Genomic DNA, 24146 nt, shown 5'->3' with positions numbered 1-24146 from the left:
CGTCAATGGTCCTGCGCCAACACCCGCGCGGCGCTTGTTACCGCATTGTCGCTTGGAAGCACGCACATTGCTGCCCCCGCGAGCGGTGTGTAGGTATCGGCCCCGCACACCCGCTGCAGCGGCAGGTGGCCGAAGCCGGCCTCGACCAGCGCGGTGATCACCCCCTCGCCCACCCCTGCGCTGTGCCGGCCCTCGTCCACCACCAGCACCCGCTGGGCATCGGCAGCCTGCCCGGCAATGAAGCCGGCGTTGAGCGGCACCAGCCAGCGCAGGTCGACCACCCGCACCTGCCAGCCCAGTTCGGCTTCAATGGTGCGCGCCGCGCGCAGGCTCATCGGCACCCCGTTACCGTAGGTGAAGATCACCAGGTCGTTGGCCTCGGCTGCGTATACCCGCCCCTCGCCCAGCACCAGCGCCTGGTCCGGCGCGGGGTATGGGAACAGCCACTGGCCATCACCGGGTACGTGCAGGTCCTTGGTCATGTACAGCGCAATCGGCTCCAGGAACACCGCCACCCGCCCATCCACATGGGCCAGCGCCGCCAGCGTGCGCAGCATCATCGCCGCGTCATCGCCGCGCGAGGGGCAGCCCACCACCAGCCCGGGGATGTCGCGCAGCGCGGCGATCGAGTTGTCGTTGTGGAAGTGGCCGCCGAAGCCTTTCTGGTAGCCCAGCCCGGCAATACGCACCAGCATCGGGTTGCGGTACTGGTCGTTGGAAAAGAACTGCAGCGAACAGGCCTCGCCGCGCAGCTGGTCGGCGGCGTTGTGCAGGTAGGCCAGGTACTGGATTTCCGGGATCGGCAGCATGCCAAGGTTGGCCAGGCCCTGGGCCATGCCCAGGATCATGGTTTCATCCAGCAGCGTGTTGAACACCCGGCGCGGGCCGAAGGCTTTCAGCAGCCCCTTGCTGACCGTGTACACCCCGCCCTTCTGCGCGACGTCCTCGCCGAACAGCAGTGACGAGGGGTACTTGCACAGCAGGTCGTGCAGGGCCTGGTTGATCTGGATCGCCAGGTGCCGCGGTGGCTGCCGTTCCGGCAACTGCGCCGCGCTGCCGAACACCGCTTCGCGCGCCTCCGCCGCCGGCACGCGGCGGGCTTCGGCATGCACGGCAGCGGGGGAGTATGGCGCCAGCGGCGCCATGATCTCGGCCAGCTCGCCCAGCTTGGGCCGCTGGTCGGCCACGTCGGCGGCAGCGAAGCAGCGCGCGCGCATCGCCTCATAACGCGCCAGCACCTGGGCGGGCGTCATCCAACCGGACTCCAACGCGATCTGCGCCGAGCGCAGCAGTGGATCGGCCGCCTCTGCCGCGCACAGCTCCGGCAGCGGCCGCCACTCGATCTCGAAATCCGTCCCCGCGTGGCCCATCAACCGCGTGGTGCGCAGGTGCAGGAACGTCGGGCGACGGGTGCGGCGGCAATGCTCCAGCGCGCGTTGCACCTGCGCGTGGCCGCTGGCCAGGTCCAGGCCATCGGCGAAGAAGTAGTCCAGGCCGGGCCGGTGACTGAAGCTGTCGGCAATCCACCCATCCGGCGTTTTCACCGAAATGCCGATGCCATTGTCCTCGCACACGAACAGCACCGGTGCCGGCAGGCGCTGGTAAGCGGCCCAGGCGGCGGTGTTGAACGCGGTCTGCGCGGTGGCATGGTTGGCCGAGGCATCGCCGAAGGAACAGATCACTACGCTGTCGTCGGGAATCGGCAGGCCATGGCCGACGCGGCGCGCGGTTTCAATGGCCAGCGCGGTGCCCAACGCCTTGGGCAGGTGCGAGGCAATGGTGGAGGTCTGCGGCAGCACCCACAGCGGTTTGCTGCCCCAGACCTTGTGGCGCCCGCCGCTGGCCGGATCGTCGCGGCTGGCAGCGAAGGACAGCGCCGCGTCCATCACCGGGTCCATGCCCGGCAGCTGGCGGAAGCGCTCGGCCATGAACGCGCCGGAGCGGTAGTGCAGGAACGCCGGATCGGTGTGCCGGGCCAGCCGCGCCACCAGCGCATTGCCCTCGTGGCCAGACGAACCGATGGTGTAGAAAACCTTGTTCTGCACGCGCAGCACGCGCGCCATCAGGTCCAGGTGGCGGCTGACCAGCTGCGACTCGAACAGCGCATCGAAGCCCTGCGCATCCAGCGTGCTGCCCGGCAGGATCGGCGCGTCGCCGCCGGGCCGGGGTGCTGCCTGTCCGTCCCAGCGCTGCACGAACTCAATGAAGTTGGCGTCGCAGACCTCGGCCCGGTTCAGGCCCTTCATGCGCGCGGGAATCGGATCGGGAACCACGGCAACCATGCACACCCTCCAGCTGAGCCGAACGGACGACCGCACCGAGCATCGCCCAAAAAGGGGACGGAGGTGGTTAAGTGGACTTAACCTCCTCCGTCCCCGTTAGACACGCCACTGGTGGCGCGACTGTCCCCAGATCTCGATCGGCTTGCCATCGTGCGGCGGCGGCAGCTCGCCCATGCGCAGCAGCGTGCTGCCGAGCTTGCGCGCGACGACCTTGGAGTTCTCGTTGGCCGCATCGATGGTGTGGATCACCTCGTCCCAGCCGAGCGTGTCGAACGCCCAGTCGATGGCCGCCACCGCCGCCTCCGGTGCGTAGCCCCTTCCCCAGCTGGCGTGGCGGATGCTCCAGCCGACTTCGGTCCCAGGCCAGTCCAGCGGTTGCCACGGCCCCATGCGCCCCACCCAGTCGCCGCTGCTCTTCTCGATCACCGAGAACATCGAGAAGCCATACAGGTGCCAACTGCCCACCAGGCAGCTGAAACTGCGCCAGGCCTGGGACGGCGCCTGCACGCCGCCGAGGTGCTGCATCACCTGCGGATCGGTGCAGAACTGCAGGAAGGCGTCGAAGTCCTCCGCGCGTGGCGGGCGCAGGATCAGCCGGTCGGTTTCCAGGCGCAGATCGAAAATGCTCATGGGGTACCCCGTTGGTAAGCCGGGTGCCATCTTCGCAGAACGAAAGAGGCCGGCAAGATGCCGGCCTCTTCGTACCTGCTGCACAGCGCACCGATTACTGACGGGCGGTATCCAGCGCGGCGGTCTGGGTGACCAGCTGGCCGTCCACGACCGGCAGACGGTCGCTGCTGGGCTTGTTGGCCATCTTGACGGTCTTTTCAACGCCGTCGTAGCGGTAGGTCACGTTGTAGCCGGTGACGTTGCTGGTGGTGCCCATGGCGATGCGGTTGCCCGGCTTGCTGGCCATGCGCATGGTGCCGGTGGTGCCGTCTTCATTGCGGTAGGTCACGTTGTAGCCGGTGACCTTGGTCGATTCGGAGGTGGCCGTTTCGGTGTGGCACTGGCGCTCGGTGCGGTTGACCACGCGGCCACCGACATGGCGCTTGTCCACCTGGTTGCCGATCACGCCGCCAGCAACGGCGCCGGCTGCGGTGGCGGCCTTGCGGCCATTGCCGCCGCCCACCTGGTTGCCCAGCAGGCCGCCGATGACGGCGCCGGCCACGGTGCCGCCGACATTGCCGTCGCGCTCGGGCAGGCGTTCCTGCACCACCACATCGTTGCAGACCTCGTGCGGGGTCTGGGTGGTGGAGGTCTCACGCACCGGTTCGGTGCCGATCACGGTGGCGTAGGCCTTTTCCTTCTGGGTCAGCGGATCGACCTTGACCACGTCGGCGTATTCCAGCCGGCCGGCCTTGTCCACGGCGAGTTCGTCGGTGCGCGCACCATCGTCGGCCAGCGGCGTGGTGTCCAGGTTCGGGCGGGTCTGTGCGGCGGTAACCGGGTCGGTGGAGCTACCGCTTTTCATGAAGGCGGCGGTGGCGATGCCCCCGACCAGCAGGGCGCCTGCAGCGACCAGGACAGTAGTAGTTGTGCTTTTCATATCCGACTCCCTGCGGGCGATCCGCAACGTTCTTGATGCGGATTCCAGCATGCGAACCCTGAACGGTATCTCCACATGACGCTTACGACCCGCCTCCCCATTCAGGTTCTGTCGTCGCAGGGCTCGTGATAGCGTTTACACCACTTGTCGAGGAGAGTGCGATGCCCGGTCCCCTGCTGCTACCTGTCATGAAATGGGCACGCGGACTGCGTTACCCCACACTGTTCAAGATCACCGCGGCGCTGTTCGCGGTAACGCTGTTCATTCCAGACCCGATTCCGTTCGTGGATGAAATCCTGTTCGGGCTGGGCACGCTGCTGCTGGCAAACTGGAAGCGCCGCAGCGACACCCTGCCGCCGCGCCTGGACCGGCGCGACGCGTGAGCCTGATCGACAGCCACTGCCATCTGGACGCGGACGAATTCGACCACGACCGCGCCCAAGTGATCGCGCGCGCGCAGGCGGCAGGTGTTCGAACACAGGTGGTGCCCGCGGTGACCGCCGCCAGCTGGCCCAAGCTGCGTGAGACCTGCCAGCTGGCCGACGGGCTGTATCCGGCGTATGGGCTGCACCCCATGTTCCTGGATCAGCATCGCCCGGAGCACCTGGACCAGCTGCGCGAGTGGATCGCCCGCGAGCAGCCGTGTGCGGTGGGCGAATGCGGACTGGATTTCTTCGTGGAAGGCCTGGATGCCGAACAGCAGCAGTTTTACTTCGACGGGCAGTTGCGGATCGCGCGCGAGTTCGACCTGCCGGTGATCGTACATGCCCGGCGCGCGGTGGATGCGGTGATCGCGGCAATCAAACAGGTCGGCGGATTACGTGGCGTGATCCACAGCTTCCCGGGCAGCCCGGAACAGGCCGCGCAGCTGCACAAACTCGGTTTCCTGGTCGGCCTGGGCGGTCCGCTGACCTATGACCGTGCCCAGCGCCTGCAGCGACTGGTGGCACAGCTGCCGCTGGAGCAGCTGCTGCTGGAAACCGATGCGCCGGACCAGCCGGACGCCGGCATCCGCGGCGAGCGCAATGAGCCGGCGCGGCTGACGGTGATTGCCGAAACCGTGGCGAAGTTGCGCGGCGAAACGGTGGAGGCAATTGCCGACCAGACTTCCGCCAACGCACGCCGGCTGTTCGCCCTCCCGTAGAGCCACGCCCTGCGTGGCCGCGCGGTGTCCGGCGAAAAGCAGCCACGCGGGGCGTGGCTCTACGACTTCTTCTTCAGCAGCATCTCCAACGCCTTGCCCACTGCCGCGAACGCGAACGCGCCGGTGATATGCGTGGCTGCGCCCAGCCCGGCGCCGCAGTCGAGCTTCAACGCGGCATCGGCACCCAGCTGTGGGCGTACCCCGCACACGCTGCCATCGGCCTGCGGGTACTTCACGTTTTCCAGCGAGTACACCGCCGGTACGCCGAAGTAGCGCGAGGCGTTCTTCGGGAAGTTGAAATCGCTGCGCAGCTTCTTGCGGATCAGGGCCAGCATGGCGTCGTGCTCGGTGCGCGAGACGTCACGGATACGCACCAGGGTCGGGTCGGTACGGCCACCGGCCGCGCCCACGGTGAGGATGGGCAGCTTGCGGCGGCGGCACCAGGCAATGGTTTCCACCTTGACCCGGAAGCTGTCGCAGGCGTCGATGACCAGGTCGAAGTCGCAGTCGAGCAGCTCGACCATGTTCGACACGGTCAGGAACGAGGCAACCGCATCAACGCTGATGTCCGGGTTGATCGCCACGCAGCGCTCGGCCATCGCCTCGGCCTTGTTGCGCCCGTACTGCCCGGCCAGTGCTGGCAGCTGGCGGTTGGTGTTGGACACGCAGATGTCGTCGGCGTCGATCAGGGTCAGGTGCCCCACCGCCGTGCGCGCCAGCGCTTCCACCACCCACGAGCCCACCCCGCCCATGCCGACCACCGCCACCCGGCGCTGCGACAGCTGGTCCACGGTGCCCACCCCATACAACCGGTCGATGCCGGCAAAGCGTTCGCGCAATACGTCGTTCATGCCGCCCATTTTAGACGGCCCAGCGCCCGCCACGTACGTTCGTGATGCGGCCAGCGGTAGGATGCTGCGAGCCACCCACAAGGAAGCCACCCGCATGAATTCCCCCGTCCCCACCCGCCGCCCGTCCGCCGCTTACCGCTATCTGTTTGTCGCAGGCCTGGGGCTGGTGATCGGCCTGGTCGCCACCGTGATGGTGTCCCGCGCGATCCAGGCCCGCCAGGACCCGTTCCCCGGCAGCCTGATGCACGTGATGGAGCGCCAGGTGGCGCTGTTGCGCGATGCGCAGGCGCAGAACCGCTGCAGCCTGGCCGACAGCGTGCCGCGCCTGCAGACGCTGCGCTCGCTGTCCAACGACCTGGACCTTGCGTTCCCCGACCTGAAGGACAGCGCGCAGTTCCAGCAGCACGCCAGCGGCCTGCGCGCCACGCTCAACACCGCGCTGGCCGCGCCGCCGACCGATTGCGTGGCCATGGGCCAGCTGGTCGAGAAAATCCAGACCGACTGCAAGGCCTGCCACCAGGATTTCCGCTGATTCATCTGGCAGCCACGAAGCGGTGGCCGGATTGGCACCCTGTTCACGCGGGACAGGACAGGATCTGCGCCATGCGCCCCAGACGCATTCACGACCACCCCTTCTGGCCAGGAGAACCACCATGAAGATCCAACTCATTGCTGCCGCCGCCGTCGCTACCGTCGCGCTGGCCGGCTGTGCCACCACCTCGCCTGGCTACGGCGGCGGCTACAACAACAACGGCTACAACAACGGCTATAACAACAGCGGCAACTACAACACCAACCGCTGCGCCGATTGCGGCATCGTGACCCGCATCAACCAGGTGGCCTCCGGCCGAACGGCACCGAGCGCCACCGGCGCGATCCTGGGCGGCCTGGTCGGCGCCGTGGCCGGCCATGAGATCTCCGACCACACCGGCGGCAGCAAGGGCAACCAGAACATCGCCGCCGCTGCGGGCGCGGTGGGCGGTGCGCTTGCCGGCAACCAGATCCAGAAGAACGTGACCAGCGATACCTTCGACATCACCGTGCGCATGGACGACGGCCGCACCGTAGTGGTCAACCAGCGTGACCTCGGCGGGATCCGCGAGAACACCTACGTACGCGTGGTCAACGGTCGCGTGGTCCTGCGCTGACCCACTACACCGCTGCAGCGTGAAAGCAAAGGGCCCGCTTGCGCGGGCCCTTTCCATGTTCCGATCAGACCGGAGCAGTGCGCGCTTAGAGCGGGCGCACCTTGTCGGCCTGCAGTCCCTTCTGGCCCTGGGTCACTTCAAACTCGACCGCTTGGCCTTCCTTCAGACTCTTGAAGCCTTGGGAATCGATTGCACGGAAGTGTACGAACACGTCCTCACCGCTTTCACGGCTGATGAAACCGAAACCCTTCGCGTCATTGAACCACTTGACGGTGCCCTTCTCTACCATCTTCCTTACTCCCTGACTGACCTGTAGTTGGTTACGCCTTGTGGGCGGCTGACAAGCAAGGGGGAAGCGAGGTGCATCGATGGAGCGGATCGGAAGATCTACCATCATCAGGCCACGATCCACGGTGACCTTGCCAAGCTCAGCGTCTGCAACTTAACCCGGGCAAAATGAAAAAGCAACTGGCTTATTTCACATATGTCAACCCCAAATAGACGACCATACTGGACAGCATGGACCCTTCATTCATCTTTTACCTGATCGCCGTGGTGCTGGTCCTGGTGGGCATCGCCGGCATCATCCTGCCCGCCCTGCCCGGGATCCCGCTGGTCTTCGCCGGCCTGCTGGTCGCGGCCTGGGGCGACGGCTTCGTGCATGTGGGCTGGGTACCGCTGACCGTGCTCGGGCTGCTGACGCTGGCCTCCTTCGCCGTGGACGTGTTGGCCACGGTAGTGGGCGCCAAGCGGGTCGGGGCCAGCCGCAAGGCGCTGTGGGGTACGTTCATCGGCAGCATCGTCGGCTTGTTCTTCATGCCGATCGGCCTGTTCGCCGGACCACTGGCCGGCGCATTGTTCGGCGAGTACTGGCATACGCGCGAACTCGGCCGGTCCACCAAGGTGGGGTTGGCTACCTGGCTGGGCATCCTGCTGGGGTTCGCGCTCAAGCTGGCGCTGGTGATCGCGATGCTGGGCATCTTCGCGTTCGCCTGGTTCTTCTGAGCCCGGCCAGCTTCACGTTGCGCGCACGGGGGACACCGGCATAAACGCGCTGATACCGTCAGTGCGTCGCGTTGCGCTGGCGGGAACGTCGGGCAGCCGCCACACTGTCCGCGCTCCCCTCCATTCATCGGCCCGCCTCCATGACCCACCGCCCACGTTCGGCCCTGTTCTCTGCCTTGGCGCTGGCCAGCGCCAGCCTGCCGCTGGCCGCCCAGGAAGCCGCGCCGACGCCGGCATCGCCTGAAGCCTGCGCGCTGGTGGGCACCGACGTGGCCCGCCTGGCCTGCTACGACAAGCTGTTCCGGCCCACGCTGGAAACCACCCAGGCGGCCGATGCCGCTGCCACCGCCGCCAAGCAGGAGCGTCGCGAAGAGCGCCAGGCGGCGCGTACGCCCGAGGCCCCGGCCACCGAACGGGTCAAGCAGCGGCTGGGCGAGGTGTTCAAGAACGATGGCCATGATTCCGCGCTGGCCAATGCCGGCAAGGGTTCGTTGCTGGACAGCCGCTGGGAACTGGCGCAGGACTCCAAGCTGGGGGCGTTCCAGCTGCGCGCCTACAAGCCGGTGTACCTGCTGCCCGCGTTCTGGACCAGCGACAAGAACCAGATGCCGCACTCGCCCAATCCGGACAACACGGTGACCACGCCGCAGCAGCTGGACAGCAACGAGCTGAAGTTCCAGCTGAGCTTCAAGACCAAGGTCTGGGAGAACGTGTTCGGCGACAACGGCGACATCTGGGCCGGGTATACCCAGAGCTCGCGCTGGCAGGCCTACAACGCCGACAACTCGCGCCCGTTCCGCGAAACCAATTACGAGCCGGAGATCATGATGGTCTTCCGCAACGGCTATTCCATCGGCGGCTGGCGCGGGCGCATGAGCGGGCTCAGCCTCACCCACATGTCCAACGGCCGCGCCGACCCGCTGTCGCGCAGCTGGAACCGGGTCATCGCCAACATCGGCCTGGACCGCGAAAACTGGGCGCTGGTGCTGCGCCCGTGGTACCGCCTGCCCGAAGACCGCGAAGACGACAACAATCCGGACATCGAGGATTACATGGGCCGCGGCGACGCGACCCTGACCTGGAACCGCAACGGCCACGAAGTTTCGCTGATGGCACGGCATTCACTGCGCGGCGGCGACCGTTCGCACGGGGCGCTGCAGCTGGATTACGGCTTCCCGATCAGCAACCTGCTGCGCGGGCATGTGCAGATCTTCGATGGGTACGGCGAAAGCATGATCGATTACAACCACAAGGCGACCTACATCGGCCTGGGTGTGTCGTTGCTGGAGTGGTACTGACGCTGCGCCGCAGCCACGCAGGGCGCGGCGCTACGCGGTATCACCGCCAGTCGGTGATGCCTTCGCGGCGGTAGGCTTCGGCGAACGCCGGGCGCGCTTTGATGCGCTCTGCGTAGGCCTTCAGTTCCGGCCAGGTATCGCTGGGGCGCGGCATGTTGCGTGACCAGCGCATCAGCATCACCAGCATGAAATCGACCACGCTGATGCGTTCGCCCAGCACGTACGGCCCCGCCTGCTGCAGGTGCTCGGCGAACCGTGCCCACCCCGCTTCCAGCTGCTGGCGCGCGCCCTCGCGTACCGCGTCCACGTTGTCCGCACCGGCCACTTCATCGGCATAGAACCACGCGCGATACGCCGGCTGCAGGGTGTTGGCGCACCAGAACATCCAGCGGTAGGCCTGTGCACGCTCGGGCGTGCCCGGCGCCGGCAGCAGCCCCGCCTGCGGGTGCAGGTCGGCCAGGTGCAGGGCGATCGCCGCCGCTTCGGTCAGGACCTGGCTGCCGATCACCAGCGTGGGCACGCGACCGGCCGGGTTGAGGGCAAGGTAATCGGCCGATTTCTGCTCGCGGGTATCGAAATCGAGCAGCACCAGTTTGTGCTCGATGCCCAGTTCGATCAGCAGCCAGTGCACTACCAGCGAGGCGGTGCTGGAGGATCCGTACAACGTGGTGGCCATGCGCGGGACCTGCGGTTGGGAAGGCCCTGATTATGCGCGCGCCGGTAGAACGAACAACGGCGCCCAGAAGCGCCGTTGTTCAAGAAGCATCAGGCCACGACCACCGGGATCCTGCCGATCTTCGCCTGCCATTCGCGCGGGCCGGTGATGTGCACCGATTCACCCGTGGAATCCACCGCCACGGTCACCGGCATGTCCTGCACGGTGAATTCGTAGATCGCTTCCATGCCCAGGTCGGCAAAGCCGACCACCTTGGCCGCCTTGATCGCCTTGGACACCAGGTAGGCAGAACCGCCCACCGCCATCAGGTAAGCCGACTTGTTGTCACGGATCGCCTCGATCGCGGCCGGGCCGCGCTCGGCCTTGCCGACCATGCCCAGCAGGCCGGTCTGTTCCAGCACCTGGCGGGTGAACTTGTCCATGCGGGTGGCGGTGGTCGGGCCGGCCGGGCCCACCACTTCCTCGCGCACCGGATCGACCGGGCCCACGTAATAGATGAAGCGGCCCTTGAGGTCGACCGGCAGCGGCTCGCCCTTGTTGAGCATGTCCACCATGCGCTTGTGCGCGGCATCGCGGCCGGTGAGCAGCTTGCCGTTGAGCAGCAGGGTCTGGCCCGGCTTCCAGCTGGCCACGTCTTCCGGGGTGATGGTATCCAGGTCGACGCGGGTGCCCTTGGAGGCGTCGTAGGTGATCTGCGGCCAGTCTTCCAGCGACGGCGGGTCCAGCATCACCGGGCCGCTGCCGTCCAGGGTGAAGTGGGCGTGGCGGGTGGCGGCGCAGTTGGGGATCATCGCCACCGGCAGGTTGGCCGCGTGGGTCGGGAAGTCCTTGACCTTGATGTCCAGCACCGTGGTCAGGCCGCCCAGGCCCTGTGCGCCGATGCCCAGCGCGTTGACCTTGTCGTACAGCTCCAGGCGCAGTTCTTCGGCGCGGTTGGAGGCGCCACGGGCCTTGAGTTCGTTGATGTCGATCGGCTCCATCAGCGATTCCTTGGCCAGCAGCATCGCCTTTTCAGCAGTGCCACCGATGCCGATGCCGAGCATGCCTGGCGGGCACCAGCCGGCGCCCATGGTCGGCACGGTCTTGAGCACCCAGTCGACGATGGAGTCGGACGGGTTGAGCATGGCGAACTTGCTCTTGGCTTCGGAGCCGCCGCCCTTGGCCGCCACGATCACGTCCACGGTGTCGCCCGGCACGATCTTCATGTTGACCACGCCCGGGGTGTTGTCCTTCGTATTGACGCGCTTGCCGGCCGGATCGGCCAGCACCGAGGCGCGCAGCTTGTTGTCCGGGTGGTTGTACGCGCGACGCACGCCTTCATTGGCCATGTCTTCCAGGCTCATGGTGGCGTCGTCCCAGCGCACGTTCATGCCCACTTCCAGGAACACGGTGACGATGCCGGTGTCCTGGCAGATCGGCCGATGGCCTTCGGCGCACATGCGGGAATTGATCAGGATCTGGGCCATCGCTTCCTTCGCGGCCGGCGACTCCTCGCGCTCGTAGGCGGCGGTGAGGCTCTTGATGTAGTCGACCGGGTGGTAGTACGAGATGTACTGCAGCGCGTCGGCGATGGACTGAATGAGGTCTTCCTGCTTGATCGATGTCACGTAATGCTCGCTTGCTCGGGGATGGCGGGGGTAAGCCCACCATTTTAGCGCCCCGGCCCGGCGGTGGTGGGAATCACTCCCGACAACTGCGCCGGGCCCTGTCACAGCAGGCATTCCCGGCCGGACTTACAGGATGACGCCCCTTGGTAAACAACCGGGCTTCACAGCGATGGCAGGCACAATGGGGCCATGCCCGCCTCCCCCGCCGCCGGCGCTTCCGGCCCGAAGAATCCCAGCCTGCGCGAACGCTTCCAGGCGATGCGCAACCTGCCCCCGTTCCTGCGCCAGGTCTGGCAGACCAGCCCGGCACTGGCCAGCGCCAGCCTGGGGCTGCGCGTCATCCGTGCGCTGCTGCCGGTGGCGATGCTGTACGTGGGCAAGCTCATCATCGATGCGGCGCTGCTGCTGAGCCGGCACGAGGCCGGCTTCCCGCCGTTCGATGAAGCGCTGTACAGCGGCCTGCTCAATCCCCTGCTGGGCCTGCTGGCGCTGGAATTCGGCCTGGCCATCGCCTCGGACCTGCTCGGCCGCATCGTCAGCTACGCCGACACCCTGCTCTCGGAGCTGTTCACCAACGTCACCAGCGTGCGCCTGATGGAACACGCGGCAGAACTGGACCTGGAGGACTTCGAGGACCCGGACCTGCAGGACAAGCTGGACCGCGCCCGGCGCCAGACCATGGGCCGGATGAACCTGATGAGCCAGCTGTTCGGCCAGGTCCAGGACGCCATCACCGTGGCCAGCCTGGCGGTGGGCCTGCTGGTCTACGCGCCGTGGTTGATCCTGCTGCTGGGCGTGGCACTGGTGCCGGCGTTCATCGGCGAATCGCACTTCAACGCGGCCGGCTACAGCCTCAACTTCCAGTGGACCCCCGAGCGCCGCCAGCTGGATTACCTGCGCCAGATAGGTGCCAGCGTGGAAACCGCCAAGGAGGTGAAGATCTTCAACCTCCACCGCTTCCTGATCGACCGCTACCGGTTCCTGGCCGACAAGTTCTTCCGCGCCAACCGCGCGCTGGCACGCAAACGCGCGTTCTGGGGCACCCTGCTGGCCGCCCTGGGTACGCTCGGCTACTACACCGCCTATGCCTACATCGCCTGGCGCACGGTGCGCGGCGACTTCTCCATCGGCGACCTGACCTTCCTGGCCGGCAGCTTCCTGCGCCTGCGCCAGCTGCTGGAAGGCCTGCTGATCGGCTTCTCGCAGGTGGCCAGCCAGGCGCTGTACCTGGACGACCTGTTCTCGTTCTTCCAGATCCAGCCGGAAATCCATTCGCGCCCGGACGCGGTGCCGGTGCCGCAGCCGATCACCCAGGGCTTCGTGTTCGAGAACGTGGGCTTCCAGTATCCCGACGCGGAAAGCTGGGCGGTTCGCCATCTGGATTTCGAGCTGCGGGCGGGCGAAGTGCTGGCCCTGGTCGGCGAGAACGGCGCCGGCAAGACCACGCTGGTGAAGCTGCTGGCGCGGCTGTACGACCCGGACGAAGGCCGCATCCTGCTCGACGGCCGCGACTTGCGCGACTACGACCTGGACGACCTGCGCGCCAACATGGGGGTGATCTTCCAGGATTTCGTGCGCTACAACCTCAGTGCCGGCGAGAACATCGGGGTGGGCCTGGTCGAAGCGATGACCGACGATGCGCGCATCCGCGACGCCGCGCGCCGTGGCATGGCCGAAGATGTGATCGCCGGGCTGCCGCAGGGCTACGAGCAGCTGATCGGGCGCCGCTTCAAGCAGGGCGTGGACCTGTCCGGCGGCCAGTGGCAGAAGATCGCCATCGCCCGCGCCTACATGCGCGATGCGCAGGTGATGATCCTGGACGAACCCACTGCCGCGCTGGATGCGCGCGCCGAATTCGAGGTGTTCCAGCGCTTCAAGGAGCTGTCCGACAACCGCACCGCGGTGCTGATCTCGCACCGGTTCTCCTCGGTGCGCATGGCCGACCGGATCCTGGTGCTGGCCGGTGGGCGGATCGAGGCCAGTGGCACCCACGCCCAGCTGATGGCGCAGGGAGGCCGCTACGCCGAGCTGTTCGAACTGCAGGCTGCGGGATATCGCTGAACGGGGTTCAATGAGAATTTATCTCATTTGAGATAAACTGGGCGGGACAACACAGATCAGACCCCCTCCCCATGTCTTCCGCTTTCGGCGCCGAAACGGTGCTTGAGGTCCGTCACTGGACCGACGCCTACTTCAGCTTCACCACGACCCGCGACAGCGGTTTCCGCTTCGAGAACGGCCAGTTCGTGATGATCGGCCTGGAAACCGAAGCGCGGCCGCTGCTGCGTGCGTACTCCATCGCCAGCGCGAACTGGGAAGAGAACCTGGAATTCTTCAGCATCAAGGTCCAGGACGGCCCGCTGACCTCGCGCCTGCAGCACATCAAGCCGGGCGACAAGGTGCTGGTTGGCAAAAAGCCCACCGGCACCCTGCTGATCAGCGACCTGCACCCGGGCAAGCACCTGTACCTGCTGGGCACCGGCACCGGCCTGGCGCCTTGGCTGTCGGTGATCAAGGACCCGGAAACCTACGAGCGCTTCGACAAGGTGATCCTGACCCACGGCGTGCGCTACGAAAAGGACCTGGCCTACCGCGAGCTGTTCGAGAAGGAACTGCGCGAGCATGAGTTCCTGGGCGAGCTGATCGGCGACAAGCTGCTCTACTACCCGGCGGTGACCCGCGAACCGTTCCCGAACCAGGGCCGGCTGACCTCGCTGATGGAAAGCGGCGAGATGCAGCGCACCCTGGGCCTGCCCGAACTGAGCCCGGAAAACGACCGCGCCATGATCTGCGGCAGCCCGCAGATGCTGGCCGACCTGCGCAGCGTGCTGGACGCCCGTGGCTTCCAGACTTCGCCGCGGATCGGTACGCCCGGCCACTACGTCTTCGAGCGCGCGTTCGTCGAAAAGTAAATGACTACTCCAGCGCGGCTTCGATATCGCCGCGCAGGTTTTCCGGTTTGTCCGTGGGGGCGTAGCGTTCGAGCACCTTGCCATCACGGCCGACCAGGAACTTGCTGAAGTTCCATTTGATCGCGTCGATGCCCAGCAGGCCGGACTTCTCGGCCTTGAGCCATTTCCACAGCGGGTGCGCGCCATCCCCGTTGACCTCGATCTTCTCCGAGAGCGGAAAGTCCACCTCATAGGTCAGCGAGCAGAAACTGCGGATCTCGTCCGCGTTGCCGGGTTCCTGGTGGCCGAACTGGTCGCACGGAAACCCGATCACCACCAGGCCCTGGTCGCGATATTCACGCCACACCTCCTCCAGGCCCTTGTACTGGGGCGTGAAGCCGCATTTGCTGGCTACGTTTACCAGCAGCAGCGCCTTGCCACGGTACTGGTCAAGGTCCTGCTTCCGGCCGTCCAGGTCCACGAACGAGAAATCGAAGGCGGTGGTCATGGTCGTGCTCCAGGGAGGGGTGTGGCCATTGTATCGATACGACCACCGCACATGCCTTTCGACACAAGCCCCCACCCCTCACCCCGGGTTAACCTCGGGCACTTGTCTGACCGGAGATTACCCCTTGACCACCCGCCTTGCCCTTGCCGTCGCCGTGACCCTCGGCCTTGCCCTGCCCGCCTATTCCGCCGTTGCCGCCGCGCCTGCGGCCAGCGCTGCCCAGCAGGCCAACCCGTTCTTCGCCGACAGCACCCTGCCGCTGCACTACCCGCAGTTCGACAAGATCAAGGACAGCGACTTCGCCCCCGCCTTCGATGCCGGCATGGCCCAGCAGCTGAAGGAAGTGGAAGCCATCGCCAACAACAAGGCCAAGCCGACCTTCGACAACACCCTCATCGCCCTGGAAAAGAGCGGTGACACCCTCGACCGTGCGACCACCGTGTTCTTCAGCCTGGTCGGCGCCGATACCAACGATGCGCGCAAGAAGCTGCAGGCCGACTACTCGGCAAAGTTCGCCGCGCACAGCGATGCGATCGCGCTGAACGGCAAGCTGTTCGCCCGCATCCAGGCCCTGTATGACACCCGCAACCAGCTCGGCCTGGACGCCGAAGGCGTGCGCCTGGTCGAGAAGTACTACGAGAGCTACGTGCGCGCCGGCGCCAAGCTCAATGACGCCGACAAGACCAAGCTCAAGGAAATGAACGCCGAGCTGGCCAACCTGGGCACCAAGTTCAGCCAGAACGTGCAGAACGAAGTGAACGCCTCGGCCGTGATCGTCGACGACGTCAAGCAGCTGGACGGCCTGTCGGCCGAACAGATCGCTGCCGCCTCCGAAGCGGCCAAGGCCCGCAAGCTGGACGGCAAGTACGTCATCGCCCTGCTCAACACCACCGGCCAGCCGCCGCTGACCAACCTGGCCAACCGCGACCTGCGCAAGAAGATCTACGATGCCTCGGTCACCCGTGGCAGCCGCGGTGGCGAGTTCGACAACACCGCGTTGGTCGCGCGCATCATGCAGCTGCGCGCCGACAAGGCCAAGCTGATGGGCTTTGAGAACTTCGCTGCCTACAACCTGACCAACCAGACCGCCAAGACCCCCGAAGCGGTCAACGCCATGCTCGGCCAGCTCGCCCCGGCTGCGGTCGCCAATGCCAAGCGCGAAGCGGCCGACCTGCAGGCGATGATCGACAAGGAACAGAAGGCCGCCGGCAAGAAGAGCTTCCAGCTCGAGGCATGGGACTGGGCCTACTACAGCGAGAAGGTGCGCCAGGCCAAGTATAACTTCGACGAATCCCAGCTCAAGCCGTACTTCGAGCTGAAGAACGTGCTGGAAAACGGCGTGTTCTTCGCCGCCAACCAGGAATACGGCCTGACCTTCAAGCAGCGCACCGACCTGCCGGTCTACCACGACGACGTGACCGTCTACGACGTGTTCGACGCCGATGGCAGCCAGCTTGCGATCTTCATCTTCGACCCGTACGCACGCGCGTCCAAGCGTGGCGGTGCGTGGATGAACTCCTATGTCTCGCAGTCCAAGCTGACCGGCTTCAAGCCGGTGGTGGCCAACCACCTCAACATTCCCAAGCCGCCGGCCGGCCAGCCGACCCTGCTGACCTGGGATGAAGTGACCACCACCTTCCACGAATTCGGCCACGCCCTGCACGGCATGTTCTCGAACGTGAAGTACCCCTACTTCTCGGGCACCTCGGTGCCGCGTGACTTCGTCGAGTTCCCCTCGCAGGTCAACGAGATGTGGTCGGACAACCCGCTCATCCTGAAGAACTACGCCAAGCACTACCAGAACGGCACCGCGATGCCGCAGGCGCTGCTGGACAAGGTGATCGCCGCAGCCAAGTTCAACCAGGGCTTTGCCACCACCGAGTACCTGGGTGCGGCCATGCTGGACCAGCGCTGGCACCAGATCGGCCCGGACCAGGTGCCGGCCGCCAAGGACGTGATGGCCTTCGAGCGCGCCGCGCTGGAGAAGGACGGCATCTACTACGCGCCGGTGCCGCCGCGCTACAAGACCCCGTACTTCAGCCACATCATGGGCGGCTACTCGGCCGGCTACTACGCCTACATCTGGTCGGAAGTGCTGGACGCCAACACCCAGAAGTGGTTCCGCGACAACGGCGGCCTGAGCCGCAAGAACGGCGACCATTTCCGCGAAACCCTGTTGTCCAAGGGCGGCAGCGTGGATGCGATGCAGCTGTTCCGCGATTTCGCCGGCCACGAACCGCAGATCGAGCCGCTACTGGAAAAGCGTGGGCTGGTTCCGGAAAAGAAGTAACGCGCCTGTAAGTCAGAACCGCCCGGCACATGCCGGGCGGTTTTTTTTCTGCGTCAGGTTCATCGCGGACACGCATGGCGTGCCCCTACGTAGCGACATGCCATGCATGTCCTTGGCCATGCCACACCGTTCGCGTGTGATCACCTCGGTGCGACATACCCGCCCGGCACGCCGTTCGGCGACAGCACCAGCTGCCACAACTGGGCGTGCCGGCAGCGGAAGCTGGCCATCGAGCCGGCCAGGTAGAACCGCCACATGCGCTTGAAGCGTTCGTCGTAGCGTTGCGGGTCCAGCCGTGACCAGGCCGCCTCCACGTTGCTGCGCCAGGCCTGCAGCGTGCGGTCGTAGTCGGCGCCGAAACTGTGCCAGTCCTCCAGCACGAACAGGCCTTCACAGGCGGTAGTGATCTGCGCCGCCGACGGCAGCATCGAGTTGGGGAAGATGTAGCGCGCGATCCACGGGTCGGTGCGGTGGCGCGAGAGATTGCTGCCGATGCTGTGCAGCAGGAACAACCCGTCCGCTGCCAGGCAACGCCGCGCCATCTCGAAATAGCTGCGGTAGTTCTTGTCGCCGACGTGTTCGAACATGCCTACCGACAGGATCGCGTCAAAGGTTTCGTCGACATCGTGGTAGTCCTGCAGACGGATCTCGATCGGCAGCCCGGCGCACAGCTCACGTGCGTACTCGGCCTGCTCCTGCGAAATGGTGATGCCCACGCCGGAGACGCCGTAGCGTTCGGCGGCGAACTTCAGGGCCTCGCCCCAGCCGCAGCCGATGTCGAGCACGCGTTGGCCCGGGCGCAGCCGTAGCTTTCGGCAGATCAGGTCGAGCTTGGCTTCCTGCGCGGTGTCCAGATCGTCCGCGCCCGCCCAGTACCCACAACTGTAGACCAGCCGCTTGCCCAGCATCGCGCCGTAAAGATCGTTGCCCAGATCATAATGGCGACGGCCCACCTCGAGGTTGCCGCCGCCGGACTGCAGGTTGAACAGCCGCGCCCTGAGCGCGTCACCCAGTTCGCGCCAGCCGTGCACGCGTTCGTCCAGGTGCGCCTGCATCAGGTGCAGCAGGAACCCGTCCAGCGATTCCGCGTCCCACTGCCCGTCCATGTAGCTTTCGCCCAGGCCGAGCGACCCGTGCGCGATCACGCGCGCGTAGAAGTGCGGGTCGTGTACATGGATGTCGTGCGGACGGTCACCGTCAACGGTGACGTCCGCCTCATGCAGCAACTCGATGACCCGTCGTTGCAGCCCCACGTCCACGGTCGGCCCCCTTCTAGCCCTTGGCGAACAGCCCGGCGTAGGCCGGGGCCACGTGCGGTGCCAGCACGGCGGCGGGCACGTCCACGGTCTGGGTCCCATCCGAATACGGCCCCACCTGGTACGGCGGGAACACGAAACGCACGGCGGTGATCAGTCCGTTGGGATCGGTCATCGGCTGGAACTGGCTGAAATTCTCGGCGCTGGCCCCGGTGCCGTCGGCAATCATGCGGCTGGCGCTGCGCAGCGATTCCTGCAGCTGGCCCGGGTCCATGTCTTCACTGCTCAGCCGGGTCGCCACGCGCTCCTTGAGCTGGTCGGCGATGTAGTCGCTGACCACGCCCCAGCCCTTGGTATCGGCAATCAGCTTGTCGGCGGTGAGCATGGTCTGCGTTTCCGGCAGCCACACGAAACGCGCCACCAGCGGTTCGCCATGGGCACCGCCGGTATAACGGCTGCCGTCGGCGCTGATCACCACCAGCTGCGGGGTCTCCAGCACCCTTTCGAAACTCAGCGACAGCTCGTAGGGCATGGTCGGCTTGTCGTTGCCCAGGCCGTCCACGGCCTGCTGCAGCTCAGCGCGCGCCGCCGTGGCGTACTCCGACAGCGCCTTGGCCAGCCCGGGGAAGCGGTTCACGTCCTGCGGGTAGCTGATGCCCACCACCGCCTGCGGGGTGTTTTCAATGACGTCACGCAGCTCCAGCGGCGCTTCGACGGCGGCCTGCGGCGCGGTGGTGTCCGGCTGTGCGGTGGTGGTGTCGGTTGCCGGTGCGACAGCGGGATCCGCCTCGCGCTTGCAGCCGGCCAGCAGCACCAGCCCCACGGCCAACGCCAGCGCGCCGGTACGCAGCGCGCGGCGGTTTCCTGCGATGTTCATTGCAATCCCCTTGTTGAAACCCAGCATGATGATCCTTCGTCCGTGAAAAAGGCCTGTGTCTATTCCGCCAGCAGGTCGTCGTACTCGGTGTGCCGTTGGAAGAACTGCTCGGCGTAGGCACACGCCGGCACCACCTTGTACTTGTTGTCGCGCGCGTAGCGCAGGGCGACCTTGGTCAGTTCCCCGGCGATGCCGCGGCCGGCAATGGCCTCGGGAACCTCGGTATGGGTGATGACCATCCGCTTCCGCTTGATCTGGTAATCCAGCAGCGCCAGATATCCCTGGATCCGGGCCTGGAACCGGTGGCGGACCAGATCGTGCTCCACCTCGTACGCCAATCCGGGCGGGGTGACCGAAGCCATGGGCGGTGTCTCCTGCGGCGACTGTCGCGATAGTGCGCAGCGTAGCGCCATGATCGCGTGAAGCCTGAACAGGGGCAACAGGCGACGCATTTGGTCACATAAGGTCCTAAAGTCCGCCCGATTCAAGCCGATATCGGTTTCGGACAGGCCGCAAAAGCTGGCACGCGTTTTGCGACACCTGTCTGCCCCATCCGTGTCCCAAGGAGTGTCACATGGACCATGCACCCGACTTCACCCAGCCCGGCGACGCCGACAGCTCGCTGCTGGAAGGCCTGTTCCAGCTGGCCCTGAATGGCCAGACCCAAGGCTCGGAGTTCGATCTGATCGACCACGAGGTCTACACCCGCCTGCTCAGCACTTACGGTACCGACCAGCGTTTCGCTGCGTGAGATTGAAGGGGCGTACCCGCCGCCGGCGGGTGCGCCCGTGCCGGGCGGCGTCTAGCCGCCCAGGCTGAAGCGCGGGTTGCTCAACTCGCGCAGGAAGTGGTCGAAGATCGCCGGGCGCATCGCCAGCATGAAGATCACGCCGAACGCGGCACCGGCCAGGTGCGCGCTGTGGTTGATGCGGTCACCGCCCTTGCGGTCCATCCAGATGCTGTAGCCGACGTAGAACGCGGCATAGATGATCGCCGGCGCCGGGATGAAGAACACGAAGATGATGCTCCACGGGCTGATCAGGATGAAGGCGAACAGCACCGCCGACACCGCGCCCGACGCGCCCAGGCTCATGTAGTTCGGGTTCTTCTGGTTCTTCAGGTAGCTGGGCAGGATCGACACCACCAGCGCGCCCAGGTAGAACGCCGGGTACGTAAGGTAGCTGCCGGTGAGGTTGACCATCACCGACTCGATCTGGCCGCCGAAGAAGAACAGCGTGATCATGTTGAACGCCAGGTGCGCCAGGTCCGCGTGGATGAACCCGTAGGTCACCAGGCGGTCGTACTGGCGCTTGCGGTCCACCGCCGGCGGCCACAGGATAAGGCGGTCGGCCAGCGCGCGGTTCTTGAACGCCATCCAGGAGACCAGAACGGTGATGGCGATCAGCAGCAGGTTCACGGGGGTCATGGCGGTACTCAGGCAGCGCGGTAGTTGTCGACCATACGATAGCGCTTGGCATACCAACCGAAGGCCAACGCTGCCACGAACGCGAAGCCGGCGAAGAAGAACATCAGGAACGCGGCCTCGCTGAGTCCGGTACTGGCGATCTGGTGGGTCACCGTGTCGTTGCGCACCGCCGCGTTGGATAGCAGCACCCACAGGTTGCCGATGGTGGTGGTGAGGTTCCAGAAGCTCATCACCACGCCCTTCATCGCCTGCGGCGCCTGGCTGTAGGCGAACTCCAGGCCGGTGGCCGAGACGAGCACCTCACCGAAGGTAAGCAGCGCATACGGCAGCATCTGCCAGAAGATGGACATGACGTTGCCGCCATCCATCATCACCTGGATGCCGCCGACCACGATCCAGGCCAGGCCGCTGAAGGCGATGCCGGCGGTCATGCGGCGCAGCGCGGTGGGTTCGAAGCCGAACCGGCGCAGCGCCGGATACAGCACCAGGTTGTTGAATGGAATCAGGATCATCACCAGCAGCGGGTTCAGCGCCTGCATCTGCGAGGCGGTGAACCACGACGGCATGGCCATCTGCTGGCCCTGCAACACCCAGGTGGACGCCTTCTGGTCGAACAGCGAGAAGAACGGCGTGGTCAGCGCGAAGATCACCAGCACGCGCAGTACCGAACGCACGCCCTCCACGGCCTCGGCCGGGTGCACCGCGCGGGCGCGGTCGAGCTGCATCCAGGTGCCGCCGCCCACGCCAGCCAGGACCAGCACCAGCGCGATGCACAGGCAGATCACGATGCCCAGGCTCCCGACCAGACCCATCGAGGCCACCGCCAGCACCGCGCCCAGGATGGCCAGGGTAAGACCCGGACGGCCCTTGCCCGGCACCTGCGCGGTCAGCGCGGTGCGCACCACGTTGCCGAACGAATGCGGGTCCTTGGGCGGCAGCGGCACCAGCACGTAACGCTTGCGACCCAGCCAGAACACGAAGGTGGCCACGAACATCAGGATGCCGGGAATGCCGAACGCCCACTGCGGGCCTAGGTTCTTCAGCGCCAGCGGGATCAGCAGCGAGGCGAACAGCGAACCGAAATTGATGATCCAGTAGAACGCGTCGAAGACGATCTTCGCCAGGTGCTTGTTGCTCTGGTCGAACTGGTCGCCCATGAACGAGGCCACGAGCGGCTTGATGCCGCCGGCACCCAGCGCGATCAGGCCCAGGCCCAGGAAGAAGCCCTCGCGGCTGTTCTCGAACAGCGCCAGGCACGCGTGGCCGGCGCAATAGATCAGGCTGAACCAGAGGATGGTGTGGTACTTGCCGAAGAACTTGTCGGCCAGCCAGCCGCCCAGCAGCGGGAAGAAGTACACGCCGATCATGAAGCTGTGCATGATGTCCTTGGCCTCGCCGGCCCGGCCATCGGCCGTGATCTCCTGCAGCAGCAGCGAGGTGATCAGGAACTGCACCAGGATGTTGCGCATCCCATAAAAGCTGAACCGCTCGCAGGCCTCATTGCCGATGATGTACGGAATCTGGCGCGGCATGCTTCCTTTGCCAGCGCTGGCGGCTGCGGTCGTGCTCATTCTATGGGGCTGTCCTGCGGGTTCAAAGGGCGCAAGGTTACCGGAAGGGCCACGGCGGCGCACGTTGCGGCCGAACGTGACAACGCCGCCGCGCAATGGCAGGCATCTGAAATCCGTTGACGGAAGTCACGGCACGTCGACGGACCAAGCGTAAACTTATCGTTATGCGCCTCCTCCCCACGGTTGTCGCAGGACGCTGGCACGGCTGGTTCCTGCTCCTGTTGTTGACCACTCCCGCGCTCCCGGCCGCTGCCCGGCAGAGCGAGGCGCCGCCACGCCTGCTCAGGATCGCCACGCTGGAACTGCCGGCGGCCGACGAGACCCAATGGGAGCAGCGCCGCGACCAGCTGCTGCAGGTGCTGGAAGGCCTTCAGCCGGACGTGATCGCCGTGCAGCGGGTGTTGCAGACCAAGGGCGGCAACCCCGCCTGCTGGCTGGCCACCCGCCTGCGCTACAGCTGCGACTTCGTCACCGCCGACCCGCCCAGCCAGCCGCTGCGCCACGGCAGTGCCATGCTCAGCCGGCTGCCGGTGGCCGAAGACGGGGTCACCCTGCTCCATCCGCCGGGCCGGTTCAGTGCGGCGGGCATGCTGCGGGTGAACCTGCAGGACGAGCAGGTCAACATCTATGTCGCGCGGCTGCGCCCGGACCCGGACGAAGCGCTGGTGCGAAAGCACCAGACCAGCGACCTGATGACCTGGATCGGCGCTACCTCGGATGGCCTGCCATCGTTGATTGCAGGCGACTTCTCGGCTGACACCGATGAACTGGTGCGCAGCTCGCCCGGCTTCCAGCCGGCGCGCAAGAATCCCGGCGAGCGCGTCGACCCGCCGTCGGCAGCCGGGATCGCGGGTGGCCATGGGCTGGATGTACTGTTCCAGGTAAGCCACTTCGCCGGGCAAGGCCTGCAACCGCTGAAACTGCCCGCACTGGAAGGCACCGATATCGGCGCCCTGCGCCTGGGCATCATTGCCACCCTGAGGCTCCAGGGCGAAGCCCAGGCCCGGTAAACGAAAAGGCCAGGCATTTCTGCCTGGCCTTTCCGGTATCCAGTTCAACGCTGGAATCAGGCGATGGCTTCCTGGTAACGACGCTCGACTTCCTTCCAGTCGACGACGTTGAAGAACGCGCCGATGTATTCCGGGCGACGGTTCTGGTACTTCAGGTAGTACGCGTGTTCCCACACGTCCAGGCCCAGGATCGGCGTGTTGCCTTCCATCAACGGGCTGTCCTGGTTGCCGGTGCTTTCCACTACCAGCTTCTTGTCCGGGGTCACACTCAGCCACGCCCAGCCGCTGCCGAAACGGGTCAGCGCCGCCTTGGTGAAGGCTTCCTTGAACTTCTCGAAACCGCCCAGCTGGGCGTCGATTGCCTTGCCGACGTCGCCAGTCGGGGTACCGCCGGCGTCGGGCGCCATCACGGTCCAGAACAGGGTGTGGTTGGCGTGCCCGCCACCGTTGTTGCGCACCGGGCCTTGCAGGTTTTCCGGCAGCGACTTGAGCTTCTTGACCAGCTCCTCAACCGGCAGGTCGGCGTATTCGGTGCCTTCCAGTGCCGCGTTGACGTTGTTGATGTAGGTCTGGTGGTGCTTGGTGTGGTGGATTTCCATCGTGGCCGCATCAATGTGCGGCTCAAGCGCGTCGTAGGCGTAGGACAGCTTGGGGAGGGTGTAGGCCATGTGGTTCTCCTGGTAGCTCACTCGCCCGGCGAAGACCGGGCGTTGCGAAGTCGATGATGGGGATGGCCGCCAAGCTTACCAACCCCCAC

Annotated in this window: 25 protein-coding genes; 11 read left to right on the top strand and 14 right to left on the bottom strand. The window is 65.9% G+C overall.

The features are described from left to right. Positions 1 to 2: 2 nt before the first annotated feature. The 3 genes from QE395_RS06955 to QE395_RS06945 all read right to left on the bottom strand — a co-directional run bounded on the left by QE395_RS06955 (position 3) and on the right by QE395_RS06945 (position 3831). Complete coding sequence (locus QE395_RS06955) at positions 3 to 2282, bottom strand: thiamine pyrophosphate-dependent enzyme (protein WP_095362763.1); 2280 nt, start codon at positions 2280 to 2282, stop codon at positions 3 to 5. A gap of 96 nt (positions 2283 to 2378) precedes the next feature. Further along, complete coding sequence (locus QE395_RS06950) at positions 2379 to 2912, bottom strand: GNAT family N-acetyltransferase (RefSeq protein WP_095362764.1); 534 nt, start codon at positions 2910 to 2912, stop codon at positions 2379 to 2381. Between the two features lie 94 nt (positions 2913 to 3006). Then, the gene (locus tag QE395_RS06945; RefSeq protein ID WP_095362765.1) at positions 3007 to 3831 is read right to left on the bottom strand and encodes a glycine zipper 2TM domain-containing protein; all 825 of its coding nucleotides are present in this window, start codon (positions 3829 to 3831) and stop codon (positions 3007 to 3009) included. A gap of 161 nt (positions 3832 to 3992) precedes the next feature. Between QE395_RS06945 and QE395_RS06940 the strand changes: the two genes are divergently transcribed. After that, positions 3993 to 4214 carry a DUF6116 family protein gene (locus tag QE395_RS06940; RefSeq protein ID WP_068853007.1) on the top strand — a complete coding sequence of 74 codons (222 nt, stop codon included), beginning with the start codon at positions 3993 to 3995 and terminating at the stop codon, positions 4212 to 4214. Beyond that, positions 4211 to 4975, top strand: a complete 765-nt coding sequence (locus QE395_RS06935; protein WP_095362766.1) for a TatD family hydrolase — start codon at positions 4211 to 4213, stop codon at positions 4973 to 4975. Before QE395_RS06940 ends, QE395_RS06935 begins: the two co-directional genes overlap by 4 nt. 59 nt (positions 4976 to 5034) lie before the next feature. On the opposite strand, the gene QE395_RS06930 is transcribed toward QE395_RS06935, so the two are convergent. After that, positions 5035 to 5826 carry a tRNA threonylcarbamoyladenosine dehydratase gene (locus tag QE395_RS06930; protein ID WP_249832773.1) on the bottom strand — a complete coding sequence of 264 codons (792 nt, stop codon included), beginning with the start codon at positions 5824 to 5826 and terminating at the stop codon, positions 5035 to 5037. 94 nt (positions 5827 to 5920) lie between these two features. Between QE395_RS06930 and QE395_RS06925 the strand changes: the two genes are divergently transcribed. Beyond that, positions 5921 to 6358 carry a cytochrome c gene (locus QE395_RS06925; RefSeq protein ID WP_210130604.1) on the top strand — a complete coding sequence of 146 codons (438 nt, stop codon included), beginning with the start codon at positions 5921 to 5923 and terminating at the stop codon, positions 6356 to 6358. A gap of 121 nt (positions 6359 to 6479) precedes the next feature. Then, a complete protein-coding gene (locus tag QE395_RS06920; RefSeq protein ID WP_068853017.1) occupies positions 6480 to 6974 on the top strand; it encodes a glycine zipper 2TM domain-containing protein in 495 nt (164 codons plus the stop codon). An 85-nt stretch (positions 6975 to 7059) separates the two neighbouring features. Here QE395_RS06920 and QE395_RS06915 read toward each other — a convergent pair whose 3' ends face one another. Beyond that, the gene (locus QE395_RS06915) at positions 7060 to 7263 is read right to left on the bottom strand and encodes a cold-shock protein (protein WP_095362768.1); all 204 of its coding nucleotides are present in this window, start codon (positions 7261 to 7263) and stop codon (positions 7060 to 7062) included. A gap of 230 nt (positions 7264 to 7493) precedes the next feature. Between QE395_RS06915 and QE395_RS06910 the strand changes: the two genes are divergently transcribed. Next, positions 7494 to 7979 carry a DUF456 domain-containing protein gene (locus QE395_RS06910; RefSeq protein ID WP_095362769.1) on the top strand — a complete coding sequence of 162 codons (486 nt, stop codon included), beginning with the start codon at positions 7494 to 7496 and terminating at the stop codon, positions 7977 to 7979. A gap of 140 nt (positions 7980 to 8119) precedes the next feature. Then, positions 8120 to 9277 (top strand): phospholipase A, encoded by a 1158-nt coding sequence (locus QE395_RS06905; RefSeq protein WP_093532517.1) that lies wholly within the window; start codon positions 8120 to 8122, stop codon positions 9275 to 9277. Positions 9278 to 9317: 40 nt separating this feature from the next. On the opposite strand, the gene QE395_RS06900 is transcribed toward QE395_RS06905, so the two are convergent. Further along, a complete protein-coding gene (locus tag QE395_RS06900; RefSeq protein WP_068853023.1) occupies positions 9318 to 9953 on the bottom strand; it encodes a glutathione S-transferase family protein in 636 nt (211 codons plus the stop codon). 89 nt (positions 9954 to 10042) lie between these two features. Beyond that, entirely contained in the window at positions 10043 to 11560 is a 1518-nt protein-coding gene (locus tag QE395_RS06895; RefSeq protein ID WP_068853024.1) for a fumarate hydratase, read from the bottom strand. 189 nt (positions 11561 to 11749) lie between these two features. Between QE395_RS06895 and QE395_RS06890 the strand changes: the two genes are divergently transcribed. Then, entirely contained in the window at positions 11750 to 13621 is a 1872-nt protein-coding gene (locus QE395_RS06890; RefSeq protein ID WP_068853025.1) for an ABC transporter ATP-binding protein, read from the top strand. 71 nt (positions 13622 to 13692) lie between these two features. Continuing rightward, the gene (locus QE395_RS06885; RefSeq protein ID WP_306988180.1) at positions 13693 to 14472 is read left to right on the top strand and encodes a ferredoxin--NADP reductase; all 780 of its coding nucleotides are present in this window, start codon (positions 13693 to 13695) and stop codon (positions 14470 to 14472) included. Positions 14473 to 14476: 4 nt separating this feature from the next. Here the strand turns inward: QE395_RS06885 and QE395_RS06880 are convergent, their stop codons facing one another. Beyond that, positions 14477 to 14959 carry a glutathione peroxidase gene (locus QE395_RS06880; protein WP_306988177.1) on the bottom strand — a complete coding sequence of 161 codons (483 nt, stop codon included), beginning with the start codon at positions 14957 to 14959 and terminating at the stop codon, positions 14477 to 14479. A gap of 124 nt (positions 14960 to 15083) precedes the next feature. Here QE395_RS06880 and QE395_RS06875 point away from each other — a divergent pair, with 124 nt between their 5' ends. Next, positions 15084 to 17249 (top strand): M3 family metallopeptidase, encoded by a 2166-nt coding sequence (locus QE395_RS06875; protein ID WP_306988175.1) that lies wholly within the window; start codon positions 15084 to 15086, stop codon positions 17247 to 17249. Positions 17250 to 17389: 140 nt separating this feature from the next. On the opposite strand, the gene cfa is transcribed toward QE395_RS06875, so the two are convergent. Genes cfa through QE395_RS06860 form a run of 3 tightly spaced genes read right to left on the bottom strand, consistent with a single transcriptional unit; the run spans position 17390 to position 19744 of the window. Next, a complete protein-coding gene (gene cfa, locus QE395_RS06870; RefSeq protein ID WP_306988173.1) occupies positions 17390 to 18508 on the bottom strand; it encodes a cyclopropane fatty acyl phospholipid synthase in 1119 nt (372 codons plus the stop codon). Positions 18509 to 18521: 13 nt separating this feature from the next. Further along, positions 18522 to 19382, bottom strand: coding sequence for a DUF3298 and DUF4163 domain-containing protein (locus QE395_RS06865; RefSeq protein WP_306988171.1), 861 nt, complete (start codon positions 19380 to 19382; stop codon positions 18522 to 18524). Between the two features lie 59 nt (positions 19383 to 19441). Next, on the bottom strand, positions 19442 to 19744 hold the full coding sequence (locus QE395_RS06860; RefSeq protein WP_306988169.1) for a GNAT family N-acetyltransferase: 303 nt from the start codon (positions 19742 to 19744) through the stop codon (positions 19442 to 19444). A 212-nt stretch (positions 19745 to 19956) separates the two neighbouring features. Between QE395_RS06860 and QE395_RS06855 the strand changes: the two genes are divergently transcribed. Beyond that, positions 19957 to 20133 (top strand): hypothetical protein, encoded by a 177-nt coding sequence (locus tag QE395_RS06855; protein ID WP_167693302.1) that lies wholly within the window; start codon positions 19957 to 19959, stop codon positions 20131 to 20133. A 51-nt stretch (positions 20134 to 20184) separates the two neighbouring features. Here the strand turns inward: QE395_RS06855 and QE395_RS06850 are convergent, their stop codons facing one another. Then, on the bottom strand, positions 20185 to 20808 hold the full coding sequence (locus tag QE395_RS06850) for a rhomboid family intramembrane serine protease (RefSeq protein ID WP_095362777.1): 624 nt from the start codon (positions 20806 to 20808) through the stop codon (positions 20185 to 20187). 8 nt (positions 20809 to 20816) lie between these two features. Further along, a complete protein-coding gene (locus QE395_RS06845; RefSeq protein ID WP_210130619.1) occupies positions 20817 to 22379 on the bottom strand; it encodes an oligopeptide:H+ symporter in 1563 nt (520 codons plus the stop codon). 221 nt (positions 22380 to 22600) lie between these two features. Here QE395_RS06845 and QE395_RS06840 point away from each other — a divergent pair, with 221 nt between their 5' ends. Further along, a complete protein-coding gene (locus QE395_RS06840; RefSeq protein WP_306988166.1) occupies positions 22601 to 23389 on the top strand; it encodes an endonuclease/exonuclease/phosphatase family protein in 789 nt (262 codons plus the stop codon). A 56-nt stretch (positions 23390 to 23445) separates the two neighbouring features. On the opposite strand, the gene QE395_RS06835 is transcribed toward QE395_RS06840, so the two are convergent. Next, positions 23446 to 24057: a superoxide dismutase gene (locus QE395_RS06835; protein WP_068854701.1), complete on the bottom strand. Its 612-nt coding sequence runs from the start codon at positions 24055 to 24057 to the stop codon at positions 23446 to 23448. Positions 24058 to 24146: the final 89 nt, after the last annotated feature.

It is taken from the genome of Stenotrophomonas sp. SORGH_AS_0282 (assembly GCF_030818125.1).
Taxonomy (GTDB): Bacteria; Pseudomonadota; Gammaproteobacteria; order Xanthomonadales; family Xanthomonadaceae; genus Stenotrophomonas; species Stenotrophomonas rhizophila_A.
The sequence above is the reverse complement of the archived record's forward strand: the minus strand, read 5'-3'. Positions and strand labels throughout refer to the sequence as shown.